General features: G+C 69.0%; 20 protein-coding genes. 12 read left to right on the plus strand and 8 right to left on the minus strand.

Annotated features, from left to right (window positions below):
• Nucleotides 1-2: 2 nt before the first annotated feature.
• Entirely contained in the window at nt 3-998 is a 996-nt protein-coding gene (locus Ate02nite_RS03830) for an intradiol ring-cleavage dioxygenase (protein ID WP_203798739.1), read from the minus strand.
• Nucleotides 999-1,198: 200 nt separating this feature from the next.
• Between Ate02nite_RS03830 and Ate02nite_RS03835 the strand changes: the two genes are divergently transcribed.
• From Ate02nite_RS03835 to Ate02nite_RS03855, 5 genes are all read left to right on the plus strand, one after another.
• Complete coding sequence (locus Ate02nite_RS03835; protein WP_203798741.1) at nt 1,199-2,209, plus strand: LacI family DNA-binding transcriptional regulator; 1,011 nt, start codon at nt 1,199-1,201, stop codon at nt 2,207-2,209.
• Between the two features lie 121 nt (nt 2,210-2,330).
• Nucleotides 2,331-3,602: an ABC transporter substrate-binding protein gene (locus Ate02nite_RS03840; protein WP_203798743.1), complete on the plus strand. Its 1,272-nt coding sequence runs from the start codon at nt 2,331-2,333 to the stop codon at nt 3,600-3,602.
• A 67-nt stretch (nt 3,603-3,669) separates the two neighbouring features.
• Nucleotides 3,670-4,563 (plus strand): carbohydrate ABC transporter permease, encoded by an 894-nt coding sequence (locus Ate02nite_RS03845; RefSeq protein ID WP_438871150.1) that lies wholly within the window; start codon nt 3,670-3,672, stop codon nt 4,561-4,563.
• On the plus strand, nt 4,560-5,444 hold the full coding sequence (locus Ate02nite_RS03850; RefSeq protein ID WP_438871151.1) for a carbohydrate ABC transporter permease: 885 nt from the start codon (nt 4,560-4,562) through the stop codon (nt 5,442-5,444). Before Ate02nite_RS03845 ends, Ate02nite_RS03850 begins: the two co-directional genes overlap by 4 nt.
• Nucleotides 5,445-5,521: 77 nt before the next feature.
• Nucleotides 5,522-5,863, plus strand: a complete 342-nt coding sequence (locus Ate02nite_RS03855; RefSeq protein WP_203798751.1) for a hypothetical protein — start codon at nt 5,522-5,524, stop codon at nt 5,861-5,863.
• Here Ate02nite_RS03855 and Ate02nite_RS03860 read toward each other — a convergent pair.
• The gene (locus Ate02nite_RS03860; RefSeq protein WP_203798753.1) at nt 5,850-9,653 is read right to left on the minus strand and encodes a WD40 domain-containing protein; all 3,804 of its coding nucleotides are present in this window, start codon (nt 9,651-9,653) and stop codon (nt 5,850-5,852) included. The genes Ate02nite_RS03855 and Ate02nite_RS03860 overlap by 14 nt on opposite strands.
• Before the next feature lie 10 nt (nt 9,654-9,663).
• Nucleotides 9,664-10,326 (minus strand): HAD family hydrolase, encoded by a 663-nt coding sequence (locus Ate02nite_RS03865; protein WP_203798755.1) that lies wholly within the window; start codon nt 10,324-10,326, stop codon nt 9,664-9,666.
• A 38-nt stretch (nt 10,327-10,364) separates the two neighbouring features.
• On the opposite strand from Ate02nite_RS03865, the gene Ate02nite_RS03870 reads away from it, so the two are divergent.
• Entirely contained in the window at nt 10,365-11,321 is a 957-nt protein-coding gene (locus Ate02nite_RS03870; RefSeq protein ID WP_203798756.1) for a DNA polymerase domain-containing protein, read from the plus strand.
• Between the two features lie 54 nt (nt 11,322-11,375).
• Here Ate02nite_RS03870 and Ate02nite_RS03875 read toward each other — a convergent pair whose 3' ends face one another.
• Nucleotides 11,376-11,903 carry a hypothetical protein gene (locus Ate02nite_RS03875; protein WP_203798758.1) on the minus strand — a complete coding sequence of 176 codons (528 nt, stop codon included), beginning with the start codon at nt 11,901-11,903 and terminating at the stop codon, nt 11,376-11,378.
• A 112-nt stretch (nt 11,904-12,015) separates the two neighbouring features.
• On the opposite strand from Ate02nite_RS03875, the gene Ate02nite_RS03880 reads away from it, so the two are divergent.
• Both Ate02nite_RS03880 and Ate02nite_RS03885 read left to right on the plus strand, forming a co-directional pair.
• Nucleotides 12,016-13,095, plus strand: coding sequence for a sensor histidine kinase (locus Ate02nite_RS03880; RefSeq protein ID WP_203798760.1), 1,080 nt, complete (start codon nt 12,016-12,018; stop codon nt 13,093-13,095).
• Nucleotides 13,092-13,745, plus strand: a complete 654-nt coding sequence (locus tag Ate02nite_RS03885; RefSeq protein WP_203798762.1) for a response regulator transcription factor — start codon at nt 13,092-13,094, stop codon at nt 13,743-13,745. Before Ate02nite_RS03880 ends, Ate02nite_RS03885 begins: the two co-directional genes overlap by 4 nt.
• Here the strand turns inward: Ate02nite_RS03885 and Ate02nite_RS48590 are convergent.
• A complete protein-coding gene (locus tag Ate02nite_RS48590; protein WP_239147093.1) occupies nt 13,735-15,540 on the minus strand; it encodes a PhzF family phenazine biosynthesis protein in 1,806 nt (601 codons plus the stop codon). The two genes, Ate02nite_RS03885 and Ate02nite_RS48590, sit on opposite strands and share 11 nt — an antisense overlap.
• Nucleotides 15,541-15,621: 81 nt before the next feature.
• Here Ate02nite_RS48590 and Ate02nite_RS03900 point away from each other — a divergent pair, with 81 nt between their 5' ends.
• Nucleotides 15,622-16,575 carry an alpha/beta fold hydrolase gene (locus tag Ate02nite_RS03900; protein ID WP_239147094.1) on the plus strand — a complete coding sequence of 318 codons (954 nt, stop codon included), beginning with the start codon at nt 15,622-15,624 and terminating at the stop codon, nt 16,573-16,575.
• Nucleotides 16,576-17,568: 993 nt separating this feature from the next.
• On the opposite strand, the gene Ate02nite_RS03905 is transcribed toward Ate02nite_RS03900, so the two are convergent.
• Nucleotides 17,569-17,880, minus strand: a complete 312-nt coding sequence (locus Ate02nite_RS03905; protein ID WP_203798765.1) for a hypothetical protein — start codon at nt 17,878-17,880, stop codon at nt 17,569-17,571.
• 152 nt (nt 17,881-18,032) lie between these two features.
• Here Ate02nite_RS03905 and Ate02nite_RS03910 point away from each other — a divergent pair, with 152 nt between their 5' ends.
• Complete coding sequence (locus Ate02nite_RS03910; protein ID WP_203798767.1) at nt 18,033-18,992, plus strand: LacI family DNA-binding transcriptional regulator; 960 nt, start codon at nt 18,033-18,035, stop codon at nt 18,990-18,992.
• On the opposite strand, the gene Ate02nite_RS03915 is transcribed toward Ate02nite_RS03910, so the two are convergent.
• On the minus strand, nt 18,989-20,968 hold the full coding sequence (locus Ate02nite_RS03915) for a M1 family metallopeptidase (RefSeq protein ID WP_203798769.1): 1,980 nt from the start codon (nt 20,966-20,968) through the stop codon (nt 18,989-18,991). The two genes, Ate02nite_RS03910 and Ate02nite_RS03915, sit on opposite strands and share 4 nt — an antisense overlap.
• Nucleotides 20,969-21,087: 119 nt before the next feature.
• Between Ate02nite_RS03915 and Ate02nite_RS48595 the strand changes: the two genes are divergently transcribed.
• Nucleotides 21,088-21,312, plus strand: a complete 225-nt coding sequence (locus tag Ate02nite_RS48595) for an AAA family ATPase (protein ID WP_239147096.1) — start codon at nt 21,088-21,090, stop codon at nt 21,310-21,312.
• A complete protein-coding gene (locus Ate02nite_RS49370; RefSeq protein ID WP_275422767.1) occupies nt 21,309-21,437 on the plus strand; it encodes a hypothetical protein in 129 nt (42 codons plus the stop codon). The genes Ate02nite_RS48595 and Ate02nite_RS49370 overlap by 4 nt, the downstream gene beginning before the upstream one ends.
• Here the strand turns inward: Ate02nite_RS49370 and Ate02nite_RS03925 are convergent.
• Nucleotides 21,417-22,355 carry an aminoglycoside phosphotransferase/kinase family protein gene (locus tag Ate02nite_RS03925; protein ID WP_239147097.1) on the minus strand — a complete coding sequence of 313 codons (939 nt, stop codon included), beginning with the start codon at nt 22,353-22,355 and terminating at the stop codon, nt 21,417-21,419. The two genes, Ate02nite_RS49370 and Ate02nite_RS03925, sit on opposite strands and share 21 nt — an antisense overlap.
• Nucleotides 22,356-22,568 lie beyond the last annotated feature (213 nt).

Raw genomic sequence — 22,568 nt, forward strand, 5'->3', positions numbered from 1 at the left:
CGTCACCAGGAGAAGGGATTCCACCACTTCTTGTGTTTCTTCTTTTTCTGGGATGACGGCCGCGCGGTGGTCGAGGGGGACACCGTGGCCGACGTGGTGGCGGACGCCGTGGCGGTGGCGGTCGCCGTGGGGGACGCGGTCGGCGCACCGGAGGGGGGCGAGCCGGACGGTGGGGTGCCGCCGCCGCTCTCCTCCGTGCCGGACGGGTCGACCGCGACGGTGAGCGTGGCCGTGAAGCCGTCGGTCACGGTCCCGGTGACGGTGGCCAGCTCGCGGGCCGCCGAGTCGTCGCCGAAGACGTTGTCGCCGGCCAGGGTGACCTGGCTGAGGTTGGTGACGCTCTGGCTGTAGCCGTCGGTCGCGTAGACCAGGTCGGCGACGTCCTCCGGGATGGCGATCTGTGAGGTCTTCACGATCGGCCCGTCGCCGCTGGTGGCGTTGGCCAGCGACCCGTACACCTCGAAGTGGATGTGTGGCCAGCGACCCGAGTAGCAGGCCGGGAAGATACTGGTGAAGGTGACCGTGCCGGTGGAGTCGGTCACCTGGATGCCACGCAGGTAGTTCTGATCGGTGATCCCGGTCGAGTACAGCGAGTAGTTGCCGTCCCGGTCACAGTGCCACGCGTAGATGGCCGCGCCGACGATCGGCGCGCCGTCCAGGTCCAGCACGGTCAGCGAGAAGTCGAGCGGGATGCCCTCAGCCGTGCCGGTCGCGGTGTCGAACGAGGAGCGGATGTCCTTTCGCACGATGCCGTCGAGGGTCCGCACGTCCGGCCCGTTGGAGCCGTCCGCGGGGTAGGGGCCGGCGGTCTCCGACTCCACCTCCTCGAGGGTGTCGGCCAGGGCCGGAGCACCGGAGAGAACGGTGACCGCCACCGCTCCGGCGCCGCCGAGGACGGCCAGCATCCGGCGGCGGCTCATGGTGTTCAGGTCGAATCGAAGTCCTTTGTCGTGCACCTCTCGCACATACGCGGCGTTGTCGAGGTCGGGGTCCGGCATGCCAGCTCGCCTCCAAGGTTGGGTAGGAAGCAGCGAACCAACGGGCGCTGAGCCGGGACTGTCGTGACGCTGTGTGCCGGATAAGGATGAAGGATCATCGATGTCGCACCCCGTGAAATCGCGTGGCCACTCGACGTGAGGTCCCGGGTGGCATCGATGTCATACTTGCTCCGTTCCCGCCGCCGAGCCCTCGGAGCGACATGCCCTCCGAATCGACCGTCCGCCGGCCGACGCTTACCGAGGTGGCCGCGCTTGCGGGGGTCAGCCTCAAGACCGCGTCCCGTGCGCTCAACCGTGAGCCCAACGTCGCCCCGTCCACCGGCCGCCGGGTGCAGGACGCGGCCGACTCGCTCGGTTACCGCCTCAACGGCATCGCCCGCGAACTGCGCCGCGGCGCCACCAGTGCGCTGGTCGGTCTGGTCAGCGGCGACCTGGCCAACCCCTTCTACTCGGCGGTGGCCAGCGGCATCGAGCGCGAGCTGCGCCAGCACGGCCTGCTGCTGATCACCGCGAACAACGACGAGGACGCCGAGCTGGAGCGCAGCCTGGTGGACGCGTTCCTGGAGCGGCGGGTGCGGGCGCTGCTGGTGATCCCGAGCGGCGACGACCACGAGTACCTGGCGATCGAGGGCAACCGCGGCGTCCCGTTCGTCTTCCTGGACCGGCCCCCGGACGGGCTGGCCGCCGACGCGGTGCTTATCGACAACGCGGGCGGCGCGCGGTCGGCCGGCGAACACCTGCTGGCGGGTGGGCACCGGCGGATCGCGATGGTCGCCGACCTGGCCCGGATGGCTCCACAACGGAGCCGCATCGACGGGTTCGTGAGCGCGATGACATCGTTCGGTAACACGCTCTGGGAGCCGTACCTGCGCACCGAGGTGCACGACGTGCGGCACGCGGAGCGTACGGTCCGGGATCTTCTGTTGTTGGAGACTCCGCCGACCGCGATCTTCACGACGAACAACCGGCTGACCACCGGCGCTCTGCGGGCGCTTCGGGACGTCGTACGGCCGCCGGCTTTGGTGGGTTTTGATGATTTTGATTTGGCCGATGTTCTCGGCACGACCGTCGTCGCGCACGACATGGGCGCGATCGGCCGGGAGGCGGCGCGGCTCGCCTACGAGCGGATCAGCGGCCATACTGGCCCGGCCCGAACCATCGTCATATCTACATCCCTGATCGCCCGCGGTAGCGGCGAGCGAACCGGCTGACGATCCACAAAGGTCCGCACGTAACGACACGGAAACTTTCGTTGACACGTGTGCGGTTCAGGCGGCACGGTACTCCCCGACGTACTTGACAACGATGTCAATATCTCGATGGGAGATAAAGATGCGCTTCACTCGACGGGCCGCAGTCGCCGTCATCGGTGTCGCTGCGCTGCTGACCGCCTCGGCCTGCGGGTCGAGCGACGACGGCGGCGACGGGGGCTCCGGCTCCAAGAAGGTGGAAGTCTTCACGTGGTGGGCCGACGGCGGTGAGAAGGCCGGACTCGACGGACTCGTCGCCCAGTTCGGCACCTCCTGCGCCGGTCAGGAATTCGTGAACGGCGCGGTCGCCGGTGGCGCCGGCGCCAACGCCAAGCAGGTGCTCGCCTCCCGCCTGCAGCAGAACGACCCGCCGGACACGTTCCAGGCGCACGCCGGGGCCGAGCTGCAGGACTACATCCTGGCCGGTCAGGTGCAGGACATCAGCGCCGACTACGACACCTGGGGCCTCAAGACCGCGTTCCCGGCGGGCCTGATCCAGAACCTCACGGTGGACGGCAAGATCTACTCGGTGCCGGCCAACATCCACCGCGCCAACGTGGTGTGGAGCAACAAGAAGGTCGTCGCCGACGCCGGCATCACCAGCGACCCGACCGACCTGGCCGGCTTCATCGCCGACCTGGACAAGGTCAAGGCCAAGGGCATCGCCGCGCCGCTGGCCATCGGCAAGGACTGGACCCAGCTCATGCTGTTCGAGTCGGTGCTGATCACCGACCTGGGCGCGGAGAAGTTCACCGGTCTGTGGAAGGGCACGACCCCGTGGGACGGCGCCGACGTCACCAAGGCGATCAACGACTTCAAGACGCTGCTGACCTACACCAACAAGGACCGCGACGCTCTGGACTGGACCGACGCGGAGAAGCTGGTCATGGACGGCAAGGCCGCGTACCAGCTGATGGGTGACTGGGAGGCGGCCGACCTGGACGCCAAGAAGTTCGCCGACTACGCCTGGTTCACCTTCCCCGGCAACGGCACCACGTTCCAGTGGCTGGCCGACTCGTTCGTGCTGCCCAAGGGCGCCAAGAACGTCGAGGGCACCAAGTGCTGGCTGAAGACCGTCGGCTCGGCCGACGGCCAGAAGGCCTTCAACACCAAGAAGGGCTCAATTCCGGCGCGTACGGACGCCAGCCCCGCCGACTACCCGAAGTACCAGCAGGCCGCCATGGCCGACTGGAAGTCCGCGACCCAGGTTCCGTCGTGTGCGCACGGCTCGGCCTGCTCGCAGGGCTGGCAGGGGGCGGCCAACTCGGCCCTCGGCGCGTTCTCCACCAATCAGGACGTGGCCGGCCTGCAGAAGGCTCTCGCCGCGGCCGCCGCGCAGTTCGTCAAGAAGTAGGTCTGTCTTCGTGGGCGGGACGGCGATTGCCGTCCCGCCCGTTTTCCGTTTTCGGTAAGGAGCCCTGATGCGCCGCCTTCGGCACTGGGGACCGGGTCTGTTACTGCTCTCCCCCTCGCTCATATTGCTCGCCGTCTTCGTTTACGGGCTGATCGCCTGGACCACGAAGGTCTCCCTCTCCGACGAGCACAATGCCCTGGGCTCGAAAGGCTTCGTCGGGCTCGAGAACTACAAGAACCTCTTCACCAACGACATCCAGGACCGGTTCACCCACTCGCTGAAGAACCTGCTCATCTTCACCGTGGTGTTCCTGGTCGGCGCGATGTTCTTCGGCCTGCTGTGGGCGTTCCTGCTGGAACGCGGGATCAAGGGCGAAGGCTTTTTCCGTACGGTCTATCTGTTCCCGATGGCGGTCAGCTTCATCGCCTCCGGCGTCGTATGGCGCTGGCTGATGAACCCGCTCAAGGGCGACGACGCGGGCGGGCTCAACGCCGTATTCGGCGGCCTGCATCTGGACTTTCTGCAGAGCACCTGGTGGACCAACCCCAATTGGGGCATGGCCTCGATGGCCATGCCGGCCGTCTGGCAACTTTCCGGGTACGTGATGGCGCTGTTCCTCGCCGGGTTCCGGGGCATTCCGCAGGAGCTGCGTGAGGCCGCGGCCATGGACGGTGCAAGCACGTACCGGCTGTATCGGAATGTGATTTTCCCGCAGCTGACGCCGGTCGCGCTCAGCGCGCTGATCATCCTCGGCCATATGTCGATGAAGATGTTCGACCTGATCATGAGCATCTCCGGCCCGCAGTGGCTCACCGAGGTGCCCGCCGTCTACGTCTGGCAGACGCTGCTGACCAGCGATTACGCCAAGGCCGCGGCCATCTCGATCGTGCTGCTCCTGCTGGTCGCGGTCGTCATCGTCCCGTACCTGATCTACACGAACCGGGTGGAGAAGAGCCGATGACCACGGTGTCCGCACCTCCCGCCGCGGTGGAGTCACTGGCCCCGCGCGTTCGTCCCCGGCGCTCCTTCGGCCCCGGGTCGATCATCAAGTACGCCCTGGCGATCTTCTTCCTGATCGTCGTGCTGATGCCGCTGTACGTGCTGATCGTGACCAGCTTCAAGGCCGGCTCGGACATCGGCGTGACCAGCCAGTGGAACCTGCCGACGCACTGGACCACGGCGTCCTGGGGCAAGGCCTGGACCGCGCTGCGGCCGTCCTTCATCCGCACCTTCGAGCTGGCCATCCCGGTGGCGGTGATCAGCTCGCTGATCGGCGCGGCGAACGGTTTCGTGCTGTCCCGCTGGCGCTTCCCCGGCGCCGACGTCGTCTTCACGATGATCCTGTTCGGCATGTTCATCCCGTACCAGGCGGTGATGATCCCGCTGCGCGAGATCGTGACCACGATCGGCATCGCACCCGGCATCCCCACGCTGGTCTTCGTGCACTGCGTCTACGGCATCCCGATCTGCACGCTGATCTTCCGCAACTACTACGCGACCACCGTTCCCGAGGAATTGGTGGAGGCGGCCCGGGTCGACGGCGCGGGCCTGTTGCGCACGTTCGCCCGAATCATCCTGCCGATCTCCATCCCCGGCTTCGTGGTCACCGTGATCTGGCAGTTCACCTCGGCCTGGAACGACTACCTGTTCGCGATCTTCCTGGCCAACACACGCAACGGCCCGATCACGATCGCCCTGAACGCCCTGGCGGGCGCCCAGTCCCCCGACTACGCTGCGTCGATGGCGGGCGCCTTGATCACATCGCTGCCCACCCTGATCGTCTACGTCCTGCTGGGCCGCTGGTTCATCGGTGGCCTGATGGCGGGCTCGGTCAAGAGCTGATTTGCGACAAGGCGGGGGCGAGTGAATTGTCCGTTACGGATGACGCACGAACCCCCGCAAACCAATAGGCTTTTAGCGTGACCACCGAGGACCAGCCGGCCACCGCCGGCTATGCGGAGCGCATGGCGTTCGCCCTGCAGAAGGACCCCGCGGAACCGGCCCGGCGCACCCACCTGCACCTGAAACTGACCGCGATCACCCTGAGCTGGCTGGTCGCCGTCCCCTTGCTGGTGCTGTTCGGCCTGACCGGCCGAGACCGTGGCGACGACGTCTTCGACCTGGCCGCTTTCACGACGCTGCTGGGCCCGTTCGCGGCCGCGGTGACGGCCACGAAGAACCACCGTTTCGGCCTGGGCGGCGCCTACGTAGTGCTGACCCTGCTGATGGCCCTGCCGGCGGCCGCAATCACTCGCCTCTGACCGGCCGGGCCACCGACGTGACCTGCAGCATCATTAGTGACCCGGCGGACGCGGCGCCAATGAACGAGCGTTTCCAGCTCAGCGAATAGATCGGGTCACCCAGCGGCAGTTGGCGGACCAACTCGGCACGACGGGTGTCCCACACCCGGACGGTGCCGTCGTTGCCGGCGCTGATGAGCATTCGCCCGTTCGGGCTGAATGCCACCGCGTTGACCACGTCCGCATTTCCGGCCAGCACTGCCACCTCACGGCAACTGCCGGTGTCCCACAGCCGAACAGTCCCGTCATGTCCGGCACTGGCCAGCATCGGTTCGACGGGACTGAACTTCACCGTCTGCACCGGATGGGTGTGCCCGCTGAGCCGGTCTGGCTGCCAGCTGTCGCCCGGCCGCCACAGCCGCACCGTTCCGTCCTGGCCCGCACCGGCCAGCAACTGCCCGTCCGGGCTGAATGCCACCGCCAGGATCACCCCGGCACCGAACGTCTGCGCGTGCTCTAGTCGGCCGGTCTCCACCTCCCACAACCGCACCACGCCGTCGTGGCCGGCACTGGCGAGCACGCGGCCGTCCGGGCTGAACGACACCGCCCGCACCGCGCCAGCATGAGCGCTGAACAAGGCCCGACGCCGGCGCCGTTCGACGTCCCAGATCCGGACGTTCTCATCCCCGCCACCGCTGGCCAGCAGCTTCCCGTCCGGGCTGAACGAAGCGGCGAAGATCGGACCGGTCTCGGTCGGGTTCCATGGCGAGAAGTCGGAGAAAATGTCCCGGCTCTGGCCATCGCGGGATGTTCGGAACCGGACCGTTCCGTCGTTGTACGCGCCGGCCAGCAACCGCCCGTCCGGGCTGAGCGAGACCGCCAGTGCCTGGCCAAACTGCCGGACTGGGCTTGCGTGCCGCCGCTCGGTGTCCGGCTGCCAGAGGCGCAAGGTCTCGTCCGAACTGCCGCTGGCCAGCAGTGTCCCACCCGGGCTGAAGGCCAGCGAACGGATCACGCCGGTGTGCCCTCGCAACTCGGCACACCTCTTAGCCTCGGGCAACTCCCACAGGCGGATCGTCCGGTCCTGGCCGGCGCTGGCGAGCAGTTCCCCGCCCGGGCTGAACGCCACCGCCTCCACCGTGCCGGCGTGCCCGGCCAGTGGTGGGCGCCGGCGGCCGCTGTCGAGTTCCCAGAGGCGCACCGTGCCGTCCCGGCCGGCGCTGGCCAGAAACCGGCCGTCCTGGCTGAAAACGACGCTCCGAACGCCGCCCGCGTGACCGGCCCGCGAGAGCCGCTGCCGGCCGGTGTCGGTCTCCCACAACCGCACCGTCCATCCGCCCGCGGTGGCCAGCACTCGTCCGGTCGGGCTGAACGCGATCGCTCGTACCCCTTCGGTGTGCCCAGTAGCGATGACCCGGAGGAGTTTCCCGTCCAGATTCCACAGCCGGACGTCGCCGTCCTGGTCAGCGCTGGCGAGTTGCTCACCGTCGGGACTGAACGCAACCGCCCGGACCGGGCCCAGGTGCTCGCTGAGCACGAGACGTTGCCGGAGGTTGTCGAGCTCCCACATTCGGACCGTACGGTCCGACCCGGCGCTGGCGAGGAACCGTCCGTCCGGGCTGAACGCTACCGCTTGCACGCCGCCCGCGTGCCCGGTCAGGACGGCCCACTGCCGGCCACTGGCTGCTTCGGACAACCGCACCGTTCCGTCGTGACCAGCCCCGGCCAGGAGCTGTCCGTCCGGGCTGAAGGCGACCGTCGCCACCGCGCCGGCGTGGCCGGTGAGAGTCCGCAACGAGGCGGTCGGTATCGGACGCAGACCCCATCGAGGCCGTAGGAAGACCGGGGGCAGCAACGGGTCCAGCCGCTGCTGCCCGGACATGTCGCCGCCCGCCAGCCAGCACCGCATCGCCGCGGCCACGTCACCGGCGTCGGCCAAGCCGACGAAGAGGTGGCCGTGCCGGGCCAACCAATCCTTCAACCAGCCGATTCGCGGATTGTCGGGCAATGTCTCGGCGGCGACGGTCAGATCTGCCTCTGCCGCGTGCGGGCCGCCGAGGGCGATGCGACGAGCCAGATAGGCGATGTCCGTCGCGGTCGCACGGACCCCGGCCACGTCCTCGGCCAGCCGCAGATGATCAACAAGATGATCCCAGATGTACGGCTCGGCCAGCGGCAGCCCCCACCACCCGTCCTCGCCCCCAGCGGGCAGCAGCAGCCGGTAGGTGGCAAGCAGATCGGCGTGCAGAGCTCGCAGGTCGTCGGTCTGCAGTACGAGATAGTCGTGCTGCAGATCGTGGAAAGTGACGTGCTCGTCCACCACCCGCAGCAACTCGGCGTCAGCCAGCACGGCCAGCTCACTCCGCGCGGTCTCCGCGGTCACGCCCCGCCGATGACTCCAGAAGCGGGCAATCACCTCGACCGGTATCCCGGTGTCCGGCGGATAAACCGCCAAGCTGACGTAGGCGTCCCGCAGAAGCGGCGATAGTGCGGCCGTGGCCACCTGCATGGCTTTGAAGGTGTTGGCGTATGGATGGTCGAGGAAGGTATCCGTGCCGATCTTGAGGCCGGCGGCGACCTGAGTCCAGCTCATCCCACCGCGTACGGCCGCGGCGGCCAGCGCCAGCGCCAGCGCCACCCGTCCGGTCGCGACCACCACCTGATTGACATCGTCCGGCAGCTCGCCTATCGGAGTGCCACTGATCGCCGCGAGGAGCTGTCGTGCCGCTCCTTCCGGCAGGAGCCCGAGCTGCGTGACGTCGGCCTGCACGGCGGCCAGCACGCCGTCGTCCCGGCTCGTGAACAGGATGCGGCCCCGTGGCCCGGTCACTCGGAACGCGGCGGCCGCGTCCTCGCTCCACACGTCGTCGACGACCAGCAGCACCTGTTGGTCGGCCAGGGCCTCGCTCAGCAGGCGCAAGCCGTCCTCGGCCGCACGGACATCGCCGGCCGGTCGGCCTAGCCGGGCCAGGAGCTCGGCTTGGGCGGCGGTCGGGTCGGACCGCTCACCGAGTGTCACCCAGTAGACGCCGTCCGGGAAGTAGGTCCGGACCTGTTCGTCGCGGGCCAGGGCCGCGGCGAGGACGGATTTCCCGATGCCACCCTGGCCGTAGAGACCCAGGGCGGCGGCATTCCCGGTGACGCCGACAACCGCGCTGGCGGATCGCAGAATCACCGTGCGCAGCCGCTCCAGCTCGGTCCGGTGCTGGTAGCCCGGTGGAAGCGGCGGAACCCCACTGATCGAGCCGAGGCGGAGCGTGCCGACCAAGGACTCCACGACCGGTGGGAACACGACTATCTCCGGCTCCGGAACAAGATTGTTGCCCGCCGCTCCGGACGCGGGATCCAGCAGACCGACCAGCCGACGGCAGATCCGGACGAGTCGGGCGTCCCGCTCGCCGGGCGTGCCGACGCCGGCGTCGAGCGGGCCATCCTGCCCCGGATCGTGCGCCCACTGGAGTCGCTCGAGCCGTGGTTCGAGCTCCCACAGGCAATCCCGCACCAGGACCGGGGCCAGCCGGGCACCACCGGCAGCGAGCTGTGGCAGTTCCTCCTCGATGATGAACCGTGATGCGAGGAAGTCTCCGCTGACCAGCAGCACGGCCAGCGCGGTCCGGTCAATGACATCGGTCAGGTCACGCCGCCAATCGGCGCCGATCGGGAGGTACGGGTCCGCCCAGATCTCGATACCCCGCTTGCGCGTCAACGGCGTCAACAACACCATCAGCCGGTCCAGCCAGGGACGATCCTTGTGGCTGTAGCTGATGAAGATCAGGTCGTGGGCGGAAGGGCCCGATCCGCCGCCGTTCATGGGCACTCCGTCAAGGACCAACCACCTCGGCGGCCCACCCGATCAACGCGAGATCCGCCAACGAGGTATAAACCGCGTCGGTCTCAAGATCCACGCCGGGCAGCGACGGCACTCCGACCACGAACATGCCGGCCGCCCGCGCCGAACAAACACCCGTTCGTGAGTCCTCGAAGGCAACGCTTCGCGCCGGGTCGGCCCCCAGCCCGGCACAGGCGACGAGGTAGAGGTCGGGAGCCGGCTTCGGATTCTCGACATCGTCGGCCGAGTAGATGTGGTCGAACAGGTCGTTCAGGCCGGCGGACAGCAGGGCGGCATCGACGAACGAGCGTGGGCTGTTACTTGCCACCGCTAGCGGGACCCGGTCGTGCAGCTTCACCACCAAGTCGCGGGCGCCGGGCAGGGCGTCCGCGCCGGCCGCCAGCTCCTCAGCCACCAAGCTATGCAGGCGCTTGGCCACCGCCCCCACCTCGTCGGGGCGGCCGAAGTAAGCCGCCATCGCGGCCGCGCCGTCCTCCAGGGTCTTTCCGATCAGGAGTTTCTTCTGTTCCAGGCCGAAGGCGTGGCCGTGCTCGGCGAAGATCTTCGTCTCGGCTCTGGTCCAGCAGGTTTCGGTGTCTACCAGCAGGCCGTCGCAGTCGAAAACGACCGATTCCACGTCTTGGGGCAGCGACATGGGCCGACAATACGACCCGGACGCGAGAGGATGGCGGGGTGGCGGACACGGGTGAGGAACGCGACGGGGTCAAGCTGACCAACCTCGACCAGGAGCTGTTCGAGGGGGCCGGCGCTACCAAGCGTGACCTCGTCGACTACCTCGACGCGGTCGGCGAGCGGTTCATCGCGGTGCTCGCGGACCGGCCGCTGTCGGTGATTCGGCTGCTTCGCGGGCAGGACCAGTTCATGCAGAAGAACCTGCCGAAATACACGCCGGAGTGGGTGCCGCGCACCGAGGTGTGGGCGGAGGCCTCGCATCGGAAGGTGACCTACGGGCTGTGCAACGACCGGCGGACGCTGCTGTGGTTCGGCAACCAGCGGGCCATCGAATATCACCCGGGGTTGATGCTGGCCGGTGATCACCACCCGACCCACCTGATCATGGATCTTGACCCACCCGATGGGGGTGGATTCGGGGCGGCGGTGGCCGCCGCGAAGCTTGTGCGGCAGGTGCTGGCCGACATCGGCTTGGCGGGGGCGTTGAAGACCAGCGGGTCCAAGGGCGTGCACGTGTTCGTGCCGCTCGACGGGAAGGCGCCGGCCGACGAGGTGGCCGCGGCCACCCGGGCGGTCGCGGCCCGGGCCGAACGCCTCGACCCGGAGCTGGCGACCACGGCCTTCATCCGGGACGACCGGCACGGGAAGGTCTTCCTGGACGCGACCCGGTCCGGCGGCGCTACCGTCGCCGCGGCCTACAGCCCGCGGATTCGGCCGGGAGTGCGGGTCTCCTTCCCGATCGCCTGGGACGAGGCCGACAACGTCAAACCCGAAGACTTCACCATCCGTACGGTGCCGGAGCTGCTCGGCGAGCACGACCGGTGGGCCGAAGCCATGCCGGCGCCGCAAACCCTGGACCCCGGCCTGGTCTCGGAAGGACACACCATTCCGGTGGCTCGCGTGCAGGCCATGCATGAGGGGAAAAGGCGGGCCAAGGCGCGTCGCGAGGCGGACTGACGGAGCCGAGCTTCCGGGGACGGCGTAAATGGGGTTGGGAGCCGTCACGCGTACCTATAAAAGGTCCCGCCAGAATGTCGCCGTCGCGCGGACCGGATGGTCCGCGGGTTTTCCCAGGTTGAATTCGCGGTTGAGCCAGTCGGGCAGGTCGTTGCCGTAGTGGACGACGTCGGTCTGGTAGACCGACAGCACCGGATGGGTCGGCATGACGGCCGGCAGGTAGCGATGCGAATAGAGCGGGATCAATCGCGGCGCGGTCAGCAGAAAGGTCTTCGCGGCGGCCAGCGCGGCGCCCGGATCGCCGGGCCGAAAGCCCCATCCCTCGTACCAGAAACTGTTCTCGACGACGTCGAAGAGGACACCCTCCACCGGTGCGGCCAGGCGTTCGCGCAGCGCGGAGCGGTCGGGGCTGCGCCAATCCGGCCAGCCGCGGCCGGACGGCAGGCCGGCGGCCAGGAAATCGCGATGATCGGGGGCGAAGGTGAAGCCGAACTCGTGCTCGATGGCGGAGAGTTCCTGGTCGGAGAGTCCGGCGGCGATGGGGAATCGGCCGGACGCGGCGAGTAGTTCCGCGGCAGTCACCCGGTTACCTTATCGGGATGAGTGACGGCGGCCGATACACCGATTGGTGTATACCGAGGTGACATCTTGGGGACGACGCGTGCGGGCGGCCGCCGAAAATAGCGTGCCGGGCATGAACTTCCTCCTTACCCTGATCGGGGTGCCGGCCGGGCTTGCGATCACCGGCGGCAACGCGCAAACCGTCATGACCGCCACGCTGGCCTGCTGGCTCGCGATCGGCACCCTGTTCCTGCGCCGGTGGCCACTCACCGTGCTGATCCTGTCGATGCTCTCCGTGATCGCGTTCCGCACCGCGTCACTTGTCACGTCGGGCTGGGTCTGGCCGGCCACGGCCGCCCTGGCGGCCCTCGCGCTGAGCGGAAGGCTGCGGGCCGCGATCATCACGGCCACGTGCGGGCTGCTGTACGGATTCACCTGGGACACTTTCGTCGATACCGACCGGGGGGTCGACTGGGCACTCGGTCACGTCGGCGGCGAGGTTCTGTGGGTGGCGGCGGTGCTGGCCGCCGCGACCGCCTACCGCAACACCCTGCGCTGGCGGTCCGAGGTGGCCCGCCGGCTCGAACAGGACGAGCACGAGCGCGAGCTGGAATCCCGCCGGCGGCGGGCCGAGGAGCGTGTGGAAATCGCCCGTGACCTGCACGATGTCGTCTCGCACACGCTGGCCGTGGTGGGCGTGCACCTGAACGTGGCGCTGGACGCGTTCGACGCCGACCCGACCGAGGCCAAGGAGTCGCTGCGGCTGGCGCAGGAGGTCCGCGGCCGGGCGATGACCGACCTGAAGTCGCTGGTCGGCGTGCTGCGCGACCCGCTGTCCGACCTCGGTGGCCTGGACCGGCTGGTCGAGCAGGTGCGGTCGGCCGGGCTCGAGGTGTCGCTCAACGAGTTCGGCGACCGGACCGACGTGCCGGCGCCGGTCGCCACCGCGGTCTTCCGGGTGGTGCAGGAGTCACTGACCAACATCGTGCGGCATTCCGGAGCGTCACGGGTTGCGGTGACGCTGCGCTACGCGCCGGCCAGCGTGGTGGTCGACGTGCAGGACAACGGCCAGGGCGCCGAGGCGCCGGCCGACGGCCACGGCATTTCCGGCATGCGGGAGCGGGTGGCCGCGCTGGGCGGCGCGCTCACGGCCGGTCCGACCAAGGGCGGTTTCACCGTACGGGCGACGATCCCGTTCGGGGGCCTTCTGTGACCATCTCGGTCCTCCTCGCCGACGACCAGCACCTGGTCCGCGCCGGTTTCCGCAGCCTGCTGCGCCGGGACAAGGACCTCGTGGTCGTCGGCGAGGCGTCGACCGGCGACGAGGTGGTCCGCACCGCCCGGCAGCTGCGCCCCGACGTGATCCTGATGGACATCCGGATGCCCGGCCTGGACGGCATCGCCGCAACCCGCCAGATCCTGTCCGAGATGGACACCCGAGTGATCATCCTGACCACCTTCGAGACCGACGAGTACGTCTTCGCCGCCCTGGCCGCCGGGGCCAGCGGCTTCCTGACCAAGGAGATCAGCCCCGACGGCCTGCGCCAGGCGGTGCGGGTGGTCGCGGGCGGCGACGCCCTGCTGTCGCCGAGTGTGACCCGCCGGGTGGTGAGCCAGTTCGCTCACCGCCCGGTGCCGGCGGCCACAACCGGCGGCAACCGGCTGACGGTGCTGACCGACCGCGAGCGCGAGGTGGTGCGCCTGGTCGCGACCGGCCTGTCCAACGACGAGATCGCCCGCGAACTGGTGATCAGCCCGCTGACCGCGAAGACCCACATCACCCGCGCGATCACTAAGCTGGGCGTCCGCGACCGGGTCCAGCTGGTGATCATCGCCTTCGAGGACGGCCTGGTCAGCTCCTGATCGCCGCGATGCCGCCGACTAGGCCGGGGCGGGCCGTGATGGTGGCCGGGTGGCCGAGGGAGTCGCCCATGTCGACGCTGATCGGCCGAGCGAGGTGGGCGGCCAGGCAGGCGGTGCTGTTGGCGTTGGCGATGTCCTCGGGAACGCCGATGGCCGGCGCGAACATCCGAGCCGCGCAGCGGCCGCCGTCGTCCGGAAGCGTGTGGACGTAACAGCCGAGCAGACCGGCCGCCAGGGTGGCGGCCCGCAACCGGTCGAGGTCGGGGCGGAGGGCGGCCAGGATCCGCCGATCAGCGACCGGGACCAGCAGGCGCGGACGACCGAGGGTGGCGACAAACATCGGTGGTCCCGCTGGCACGCCGAGCGATGCGCATATTTCGGATAGGTCCGAGGTGGCCGGCGAGAGAGTGATCGGCCCGGGCTCGAACGCGGCATCGAAGCAGCCATCGCCGACCCGGACCGCCCGGCCGCGAATGGTGTGGCCGGAGATCTGCAGGACATGGTCGGCGCGGCCGGTTCGCTGGGCCCGCACCGCGAGAACCGCCACGGTTCCGTGTCCGCAAGCCGGGAGTTCGCCCTCGGACGTGAAGAAACGCACGGCACCGGACGGCGACACGAAGGCCGCGTGCGAGACACCGATCCGGACCGGCGTCGCCCGCCGCTCGTCGTCGGAGAACGGCCCGTCATCCAGCACGACCGTGGGGCTGCCGCCGGAGCCGTCGCGCCGGCAGGCATCGACAACGGAAAACGCGGCGACCGCTCGCACCCGACGATCGTAGAGCGAGCGGCGCCGAGCTGGCCTCACGGTTCGGCCGGCAGCCGGACCTGACCGGGTGGCGTGTCCCTGGAGACCGACGCGTTCTTCTGAGCCGTATCGCTCGACGAGCACATTGCCGATCGAGGCCAGGTGCTCTCGCACACCCGGAGGGCCGGTCACCTGGAGGTATTCGACAAGCCCGGCAAGCTCGCCGGCGAGTATGTATTCGTCGTTGCCGCAGATCACCACCTCGATGCGGCCGTCGGTCGTGGAACCTCCCACCTCGAGCCGATCGCCGAATGCCATCCGGAGCACGCCCATCCCGTGGGGCGCGCACATCGCCCGGGCCTCGTGGGGTGTTCGCTTGCGTTCGACCTCGTCGGCGATCGCGCGCCAGCTCTCGGCAAGGTCGAAGTCATCGGGCCGGTGCACCGGATCGCCGGTCGGGTCGACGGACGACACCCGGTCGATCCGGAAGGTCCGCCGGCCGGCCTCGGTGTTGGCGACGAGGTACCACGACGGGCCTTTGGCGACGATGCCCAGCGGGTGGACCGTTCGCTCGGTTTCGCTGCGTTCGCGGTCGACATAGCCGAGCCGGACCTGTACGCCGCGGATCACCGCGTCCTGCAGCTCACTGAGTAAGCGAGGCGGTCGGGGCTCGATGCGGCTCGACCCCCATCGTTGCGGGTCCATGACGAGCGACGACGCCGCCGCCTCGGCCTGCGCCCGGAACGGCTCCGGCAGGGCATGGACGAGCTTGCGTAGCGCCGCCTTCACGGCCGGCGTGACAGCCGAGGCCGGTCCGGCGACCAGGAACAGGGCGCGGGCCTCACTCGCGGTCAACCCGGACAGGTCGGTGCGGGCGCCGCCCACGAGGCGCCAGCCGCCGCCTCGGCCTTGCACGGAGTACACCGGCACGCCGGCCATGCCCAGGGCGTCGAGGTCGCGGCGGGCGGTGCGCTCGGAGATCTCCAGTTCCCGGGCAACCTCCGCGGCGGTCACCTGCTCGCGATGTTGCAGCAGTAGGAGAAGGGCCATCAACCGGTCGGCTCGCACCCGGACAACACTTCCCGCAAAACCGGTCAGGGGATGACCGGTATCGGTCGGCATGATGCCGGCATGACAACAGATTTTCCCGAGCCCACCCGCATTTCGGTCAACGGTGTGCAACTCGAAGTCTTCGAGGCCGGCCGGCAGAACGCGGGGAACCCCATCGTGCTCTGTCACGGCTGGCCGGAGCACGCCTTTTCCTGGCGCTATCAGGTGCCGGCCCTGGTCGCAGCGGGCTACCACGTCATCGTCCCGAACCAGCGGGGCTACGGCAACTCGTCCCGTCCCGCCGCAGTGACGGACTACGACATCGCACACCTGTCGGGTGACCTTGTCGCACTGCTCGATCACTACGGCTACGAGGATGCCACCTTCGTCGGACATGACTGGGGTGCCTTCGTCGTCTGGGGCCTGGCCCTGCTGCACCCGAACCGGGTCAACGGCGTGGTGGCGCTGAGCGTGCCCTACCAGGAGCGCGGAGAGATGCCCTGGATCGAGTTCATGGAGGCCGTGCTCGGCGCCGACTTCTACTTCGTCCACTTCAACCGGCAGCCGGGCGTCGCGGACGCGGTGTTCGCGGAGAATACGTTTCCATTCCTTCGGAACCTGTACCGGAAGAACGTGCCCCTCGCCAAGCCGCAGCCGGGCAACGCGTTGATCAACCTCGCCAGAGCGGAGACCCCACTCGGCGAGCCCGTCATGACTGACAGCGAACTGGCCGTCTTCGTCTCCGCCTTCGAATCAACCGGTTTCACGGGCGGAATCAACTGGTACCGAAACCTGGACCGCAACTGGCGCCTGCTGGCAGACGTGGACCCGATCATCCGACAGCCCACCCTCATGATCTACGGCGACCGCGACACGGTCGCGAGGGCGGAAAGACTGCCGGAATTTGTGCCGAATGTGGAAGTGGTCAGTCTGGACTGCGGTCATTGGATCCAGCAGGAGAGGCCGGCGGAAACGACCGAGGCGATTCTGAAGTGGCTGGCCCAGCTGGATGCCGCCCAGCATTGCCGCGGTTAAGCCGATGTCCAACTCCTCCACTGCCGCAGCGGACGTAGCACCAGCTACATGCCGCCGACCGCGCGGCGACCGTTGGAGAGAAGTGACGCAGCGTGAGGTTGGCTTGATCCGCTCTCCGCCATCTTGTGCCGACCGGCGGATGGCGGCGACGGGCGTGATCATGAAAGCTACCGTCGATGAGTCACGAGCACCGCACATTCTATAACCCACCGCCGGCGACGCCAGCCGATGTCGAGGTTGCTCTTGGTAACCAAGATGTCAGCGGTGCGCTGAACGCCATGGTGGGGTGCGCTCTGTATGGTCACGGCGACTGGCAGGAGGCGCAAGATCTCTATCTAGGACTGCTTGATCACGCGGACCGGCAGGTTCAGAGCCTCGCTGCTACCTGCCTTGGGCATCTAGCACGGGTCTATGGTCGGTTGGACGAAGATCGAGTTGTCGCTGCGCTACGCAAGGCGCGGTCGCTGCCCCACGTCCGGGGAACCGCGGAGGATGCTCTCGAGGACATCAAGTACTACTTGCACCCGCGGCGAGCACGCTGGTTGTGGCGTATACGGCGTCTCGTCCGACCTTGGACCTGGTTCTGAGGCAAGGCACGGCGGTGTGTCGTACGCGTCATAACAGAAGACGAGCTCAAATCGGCATGAGACCTCCGCCGGTGGCGCCGAGACACCATCCGCATCCGCTGTCCGCGCGGTGGGCGTCGCCTGCAAATCACGTCAAGTAGCCTCTGGTGATGGCTGAGCCTGACGTCCTGGGCATTTCCCGGCTGGCGGCTGGGCTCTTCGTGGAGCACCTCGGTCCCACGGAGAGCGGGCCCGATGTCACGATGGTCGGCATCGGATATGCCGAACCGCATTGCGATCGTCTCTGGCGCGGACACCCCGGCGTGATCTCCGAACCTATGCCACAGCATGTCCTCGTCACCTGGGTCGGGCTCGAGGAAGCGGTCGTCAGTTTCGCGATCGGATTCGGTTGCGACGACCACGGCTACTACCCCGGGCTGGGCGTCATCTCCGGCCGGGAGTACGAGACGCGGCGCACTCGGATACTGGATGGGAAACCACCGACGGGTTGACGGGTCTCTTTACGCAACGCGTACCTGATCACGTCGACGGTCGGCGGGCAAATGCCTAAGGCCAGGGCGGCGATCGCGGCCGCGCCGAAGGCGGCTAGCAGGCGCTCGAACAGCCCGGTCAGGCTCGCGGGGGCGTTGACGTAGGCGAACACGCCGACGCCGCGGAACGGCCACGACCAGCCCGGCGCACGTTTCATCGCCGCGGCCAGCACCAGGACAGCGGCCACGAAGAGCACGACGCCGGTCGGGTGATCATGGTGTCGATCTTGCCGCCGAGGTTGGCCCGCCGGTCGGACCCGGTGCAGCCCGGGTCGGCCAGGCGGCAGCCCGCCGCTGGGCCGGGCGGTCACGGTCGTCGATCGGCGATATCGTCGGGGGTATGACTCAACGGCCGACTCTTGCTGACGTTGCGCGGGTGGCTGGGGTGTCGCGGGCTACCGCTTCTCGGGCTATCAACGGGGCCTATGGCTCCTCGGAGGCCGTGCGGGAGCGGGTGCGGGCCGTTGCGGCTGAGCTTGGCTTTGAGCCGCACGCGGTCGCTCGTGCGCTGGCCACCGGGCGGATCAGCGCCAACCGGCGCGAACGCGTCGAGATTCTGATTGTTGACCCTGATCCGGACGCGCTCAGTGTCAAGCCGTTCTATGCGCGGGTGGTTACCGGTGCGCTGCGGGCGGTCGGGGACCGGGACATCTCGCTGGAGGTTCGCCGGGTTGACTCGCCGCCGGTGAGCGACGCCGATCCGCCGTTCGGGCGGCTGCTGATCAACATTTCCGGGGACGCCGGCGCGGCCTACGCGCGGCGCGGGCGGGCGGTCTCGCTGGGGCGGTCGGCTCCCGGGGTCGCGTTCGTCGCGCCCGACAACGACGGTGGTGGCTATCAGGCCGCGCTTCATCTGGTGACCACCGGGCGCCAGCGGATCGGCGCGGTCTTCGGACCACCTACGCCGTGTGCGCAGGAACGCAAGGCCGGGTTCCTGCGGGTGATGGGCGGTGCGGCCCGGGCCGTGGTGTCCGTCGACGGGGACTTCACCCGGGCCCGGGCCTACACCGCTACCAAGGAACTGCTGGCCCGCGACCCAGGGCTGGATGCCGTGTTCGCGGCCTGCGACGTCACCGCGATGGGCGTGCTGCAAGCGTTGCGGGAGGCGGGACGGCGGGTGCCGCACGACGTCGCCGTGGTCGGCTTCGACGGCAGCGCCCTGGCCGAGGCGGCCGACCTGTCGTCGGTCTACATGCCGGTCGAGGACGAGGCGGCCTCGGCCCTGCACCACCTGTTCGATCCGGGACTGCCGGCACCCGGCCGGTTGCCCACCACCCTCACCGTCCGCGGTTCCAGCTAGTCCACCAGGGTCGGCTTGCCGGAGGTGAAGACCCAGGCCTGGAAGATGTCGTCCAGCTGGCGGCCGGCGACGTGTTCGGCGGTGGCCTGGAAGTCGGCGCTGGTGGCGTTGCCGCCGTTGTGGCTTGCCGTCCAGGTGCGCAGGATGCGGAAGAACGTGCGGTCGCCGACCCGGTTGCGCAGCACCTGCAGGGCCATCGCGCCGCGCAGGTAGACCGGGAACTCGGTGACGCTGTCGGCGCCGGGGTCGTCGAGCGGCTTGGCCCAGAACTCCGAGTCGGCGTCCAGATCGGCGTAGTTGCCGTCGAAGTTGTGCTGGGCCGAGGAGCCGCCGTTCTGCTCCTGCCAGAGCCACTGGGCGTAGGTGGCGAAGCCCTCGTTCAGCCAGATGTCGCGCCACCGTTCGAGGCTGACCGCGTCGCCGAACCACTGGTGCGCCATCTCGTGCACGACCACGCTGACCGCCTGTTCCTCGTACCCGAAGAAGTCCGGCGAATAGGTGGGGCGGGTCTGCGTCTCGAGGGCGAAGCCGATCGGCGCCTTGTCGACGACGGCACCGGCCTCGGTGAAGGGATACGGCCCGAAGTTGCGGGTCAGGAACGTCATGATGGCCGGCTGCCGGGACAGCACGCGGGTGATCACGTAACCGGCGCCGGGCACCTGGTCGACGGGGATCGACTTCCAGCCGCTGTCGTCGGCGACGGTCCAGCCGTCCATCGTGTCGCCGTCGTCCTCGAACGACGTCGTGCCCTGGCCGGTCGAGACGGTCACGTCGTCGAGGAACACGCCGAGGCGCTCGGTGGTGTCCTCGCCGGGGCCGGGCGGCTTGGCCGCGTAGGTGATCGACAGCTCGATCTGCTTTCCGGCGAAGGCGGCCAGGTCGAACGCGAACTCGTTCTCGTCGCCGGGGCCGTAGTTGAACGAGCTGTTGCCGTGCCAGGCCCCGGTGGTGCCGGTCGAGCTGCAGGTGCCGTCGGCCTCCCGGGTCATGTAGTGGGCCAGGAACGGCAGCGCGCCGTCGCACATCGACCCGGCCCAGTCGCGCATGAAGCCGTCCCGATCGGGCAGCGTGGTCCAGTCGTCGGCGCCGACGGTGTGCGCCTCGACGAACAGGTACGCGGCGTCGGCCGTGTTGAGGTTGCCCCAGAAGCTCAGCGAACCGCCTTCGGCCGGCACGTCGACGACGTGGCTGAGCCGCCGGTAGGCCGGGACTCCGCCCTGCGAGTACAGCAGCCGGGAGCCGGTGCGCGGCCGGTACTCCGGTGCGTTCAGCTGCGGGTCGACGGCGTCGGTGTAGCGCACGCCGTTCACCGTGTACGAGCGGACGTCGTACTTCCCGGCGCTGATCGTGGCCAGATAGGACGCCATCGGTGCGGTCTCGGCGTAGTGCCAGGTGGTCCGGCCGCCGGCGGCGGCCGTTTTGCGGGTGAGAGTGCCGTTGGCGATCGCGGTCAGGCCGTTCGGCACGGTGACGTGGAACGCGTAGGTCGCCTTGTCGCTCGGATGGTCGTTGACCGGGAACCAGGTGGCCGCGCCGTGCGGCTCCCCCGCGATGACGAACCCGTCGTCGGTGCGGACGAAGCCCGACGTGCCGATCTCCGGGTCGTCGATCGCGGCCGGCACGCCGGAGTAGTCGACGACCACGGTGAACGCGGCCTTGCGGGCCGGCCCGGCGGCCGGGGTGATGACCAGCTCGCCGCCGTCGCGGCGCCACCCGGCCGCAGCACCGTCGACGGTCACCCGGCTCACCGTGAGACCGGTCAGGTCGAGGTCGAACGCGGACAGGTCCTGGGTGGCCACCGCCTCGACGGTGGCGTGCCCGGTGAGCGCCCCGGACGCCGGGTCGTAGCCGACGGCCAGGTCGTAGTGGCGGACGTCGTAGCCTCCGTTGCCGTCCAGCGGGAAATACGGGTCGCCGACACCGGGGGCACCGGCCATCGCGACCGTGAGGACGGAACTCACAAGTAGGTGTTTCATCGATGGACGACGCTAGGCAGCCGGCCGGCCGCGTACCCGACAAAGTAATGCCTGGAAGTTTGTCGAGGCTGGTGGCCACATGGCCGTGACCTGCAGCGGACCGGCCGTATGGTGACGAGATGCGGCGAATTCTGGTCTACGGGGTGACCGGGTCGGGGAAGTCCACTCTGGCCCGCCGGCTCGGGGAACGGCTCGGCCTGCCCTACCACTCGATCGACGATCTCACCTGGGAGCCGGGCTGGGTGCCGGTCAGCGATGAGGTGCAGCGGGACCGGGTGCGAGCGGTCTGTGCGGGCGACGGCTGGGTGATCGATTCGGCGTACCGCTGCTGGTCTGGCACGTGAAGTCGTTCAAGCGCAAGCAGCGCCGGATGCGAGCCTGGCAGGCCGACCCGGACTTCCCGGAGGTCGTGCTGTTGCGCACGCCGGCCGAGGTGGAGCGCTGGCTGTCAAGCGCCGGCCAGGCGTAACCGTTCCTCGGCCTGCTGGGCCACTGCGGTCAGGGCCACCGGGCGGCTGCCGTGCAGGGCCTCGGAGCGGGCGTTGTGCAGGGCCAGCCACAGGCTGGCCGCCCACGCGACCTCGATCTCCTGGTCGTCGAAGGGGCGGCCGCGGGCTTCGGCGTAGGCCTCCAGGAAGGCCGCCGAGCTGGCCACCGGCGCCAGCGTGGGTGATTCGGCGCTGGCGAAGGCGCCGCTGCCGGCGCCGGCGATGGCAGCCTCGGGCAGCCAGGCCAGGCTGTCCCAATCGTGCACGGCCCAGGGGCGGCCGTCGTGCCAGCGCAGGTTTTGGCTCTCCCAGTCGGCGTGGCCGAGCACCCGGGGCAGGTAGACCGTGGACAGCCGCTCGCGGATGCGGCGGGCCGCCTCGGTGACGAAGACCGGCACCTCGACGTGGTCGTGGCCCTCCAGGTAGGCGATGCGCGGCCACGGGCCGGGCTCGTCCTGGTGGTCCCACCTGGTCCACTCGGGGTTGGGCAGCGGCGGCTCGACGGCGCCCGGCGCGACGCCGCCCACCTCGATGTCGGCGGCCAGGGCGACCATCCGGGCGAGCGGGGCGGCGAACAGCCGGGCGGTGCTCTCGTCGGTGTCGCGCAGCATGGTGCCGCCGGGGCGCCACTCCTCCGCGTGCACGGCCCAGCCGTCACGGATGGTGACGCCGGTGAGTGGGGCCGCGCACGGGTAGCCGTTGGCGGCGAGGAAACGCTGCACCTCGACGCAGGTGGCCTCGCGGCCGTTCTGGTCGGGGCGGGCCTTGACGGCGACGTCGCGGCCGTCGATCAGGCGCAGGCCGAACACCTCGGACATGTGCACGGACGAGTGCAGCACCGCGGCCGGCGCGGCACCGAGATGCTCCCGGCACCACCCGGAAAGCCACTCAGGCAGCATCGATAAACGCACACAATCCAACATGGCCGGGGAAAGCCCGATCCGTCCGTCCCGAACCATATGCCAAGCGTGCAACCCGTGCAAGGCGGGACATGACATCGATGTCAGCCGGTGCGCGAATCTGTTTGAAAGACTCTTGCCCATTGATAGATCTACCAGTAACGATGTGTCGCGGAGGTTACGCGGACGACCTGAGGAGCCCGGATGCGACGA

This window comes from Paractinoplanes tereljensis, from assembly GCF_016862435.1.
In the GTDB taxonomy this organism is placed as follows: Bacteria; Actinomycetota; Actinomycetes; order Mycobacteriales; family Micromonosporaceae; genus Actinoplanes; species Actinoplanes tereljensis.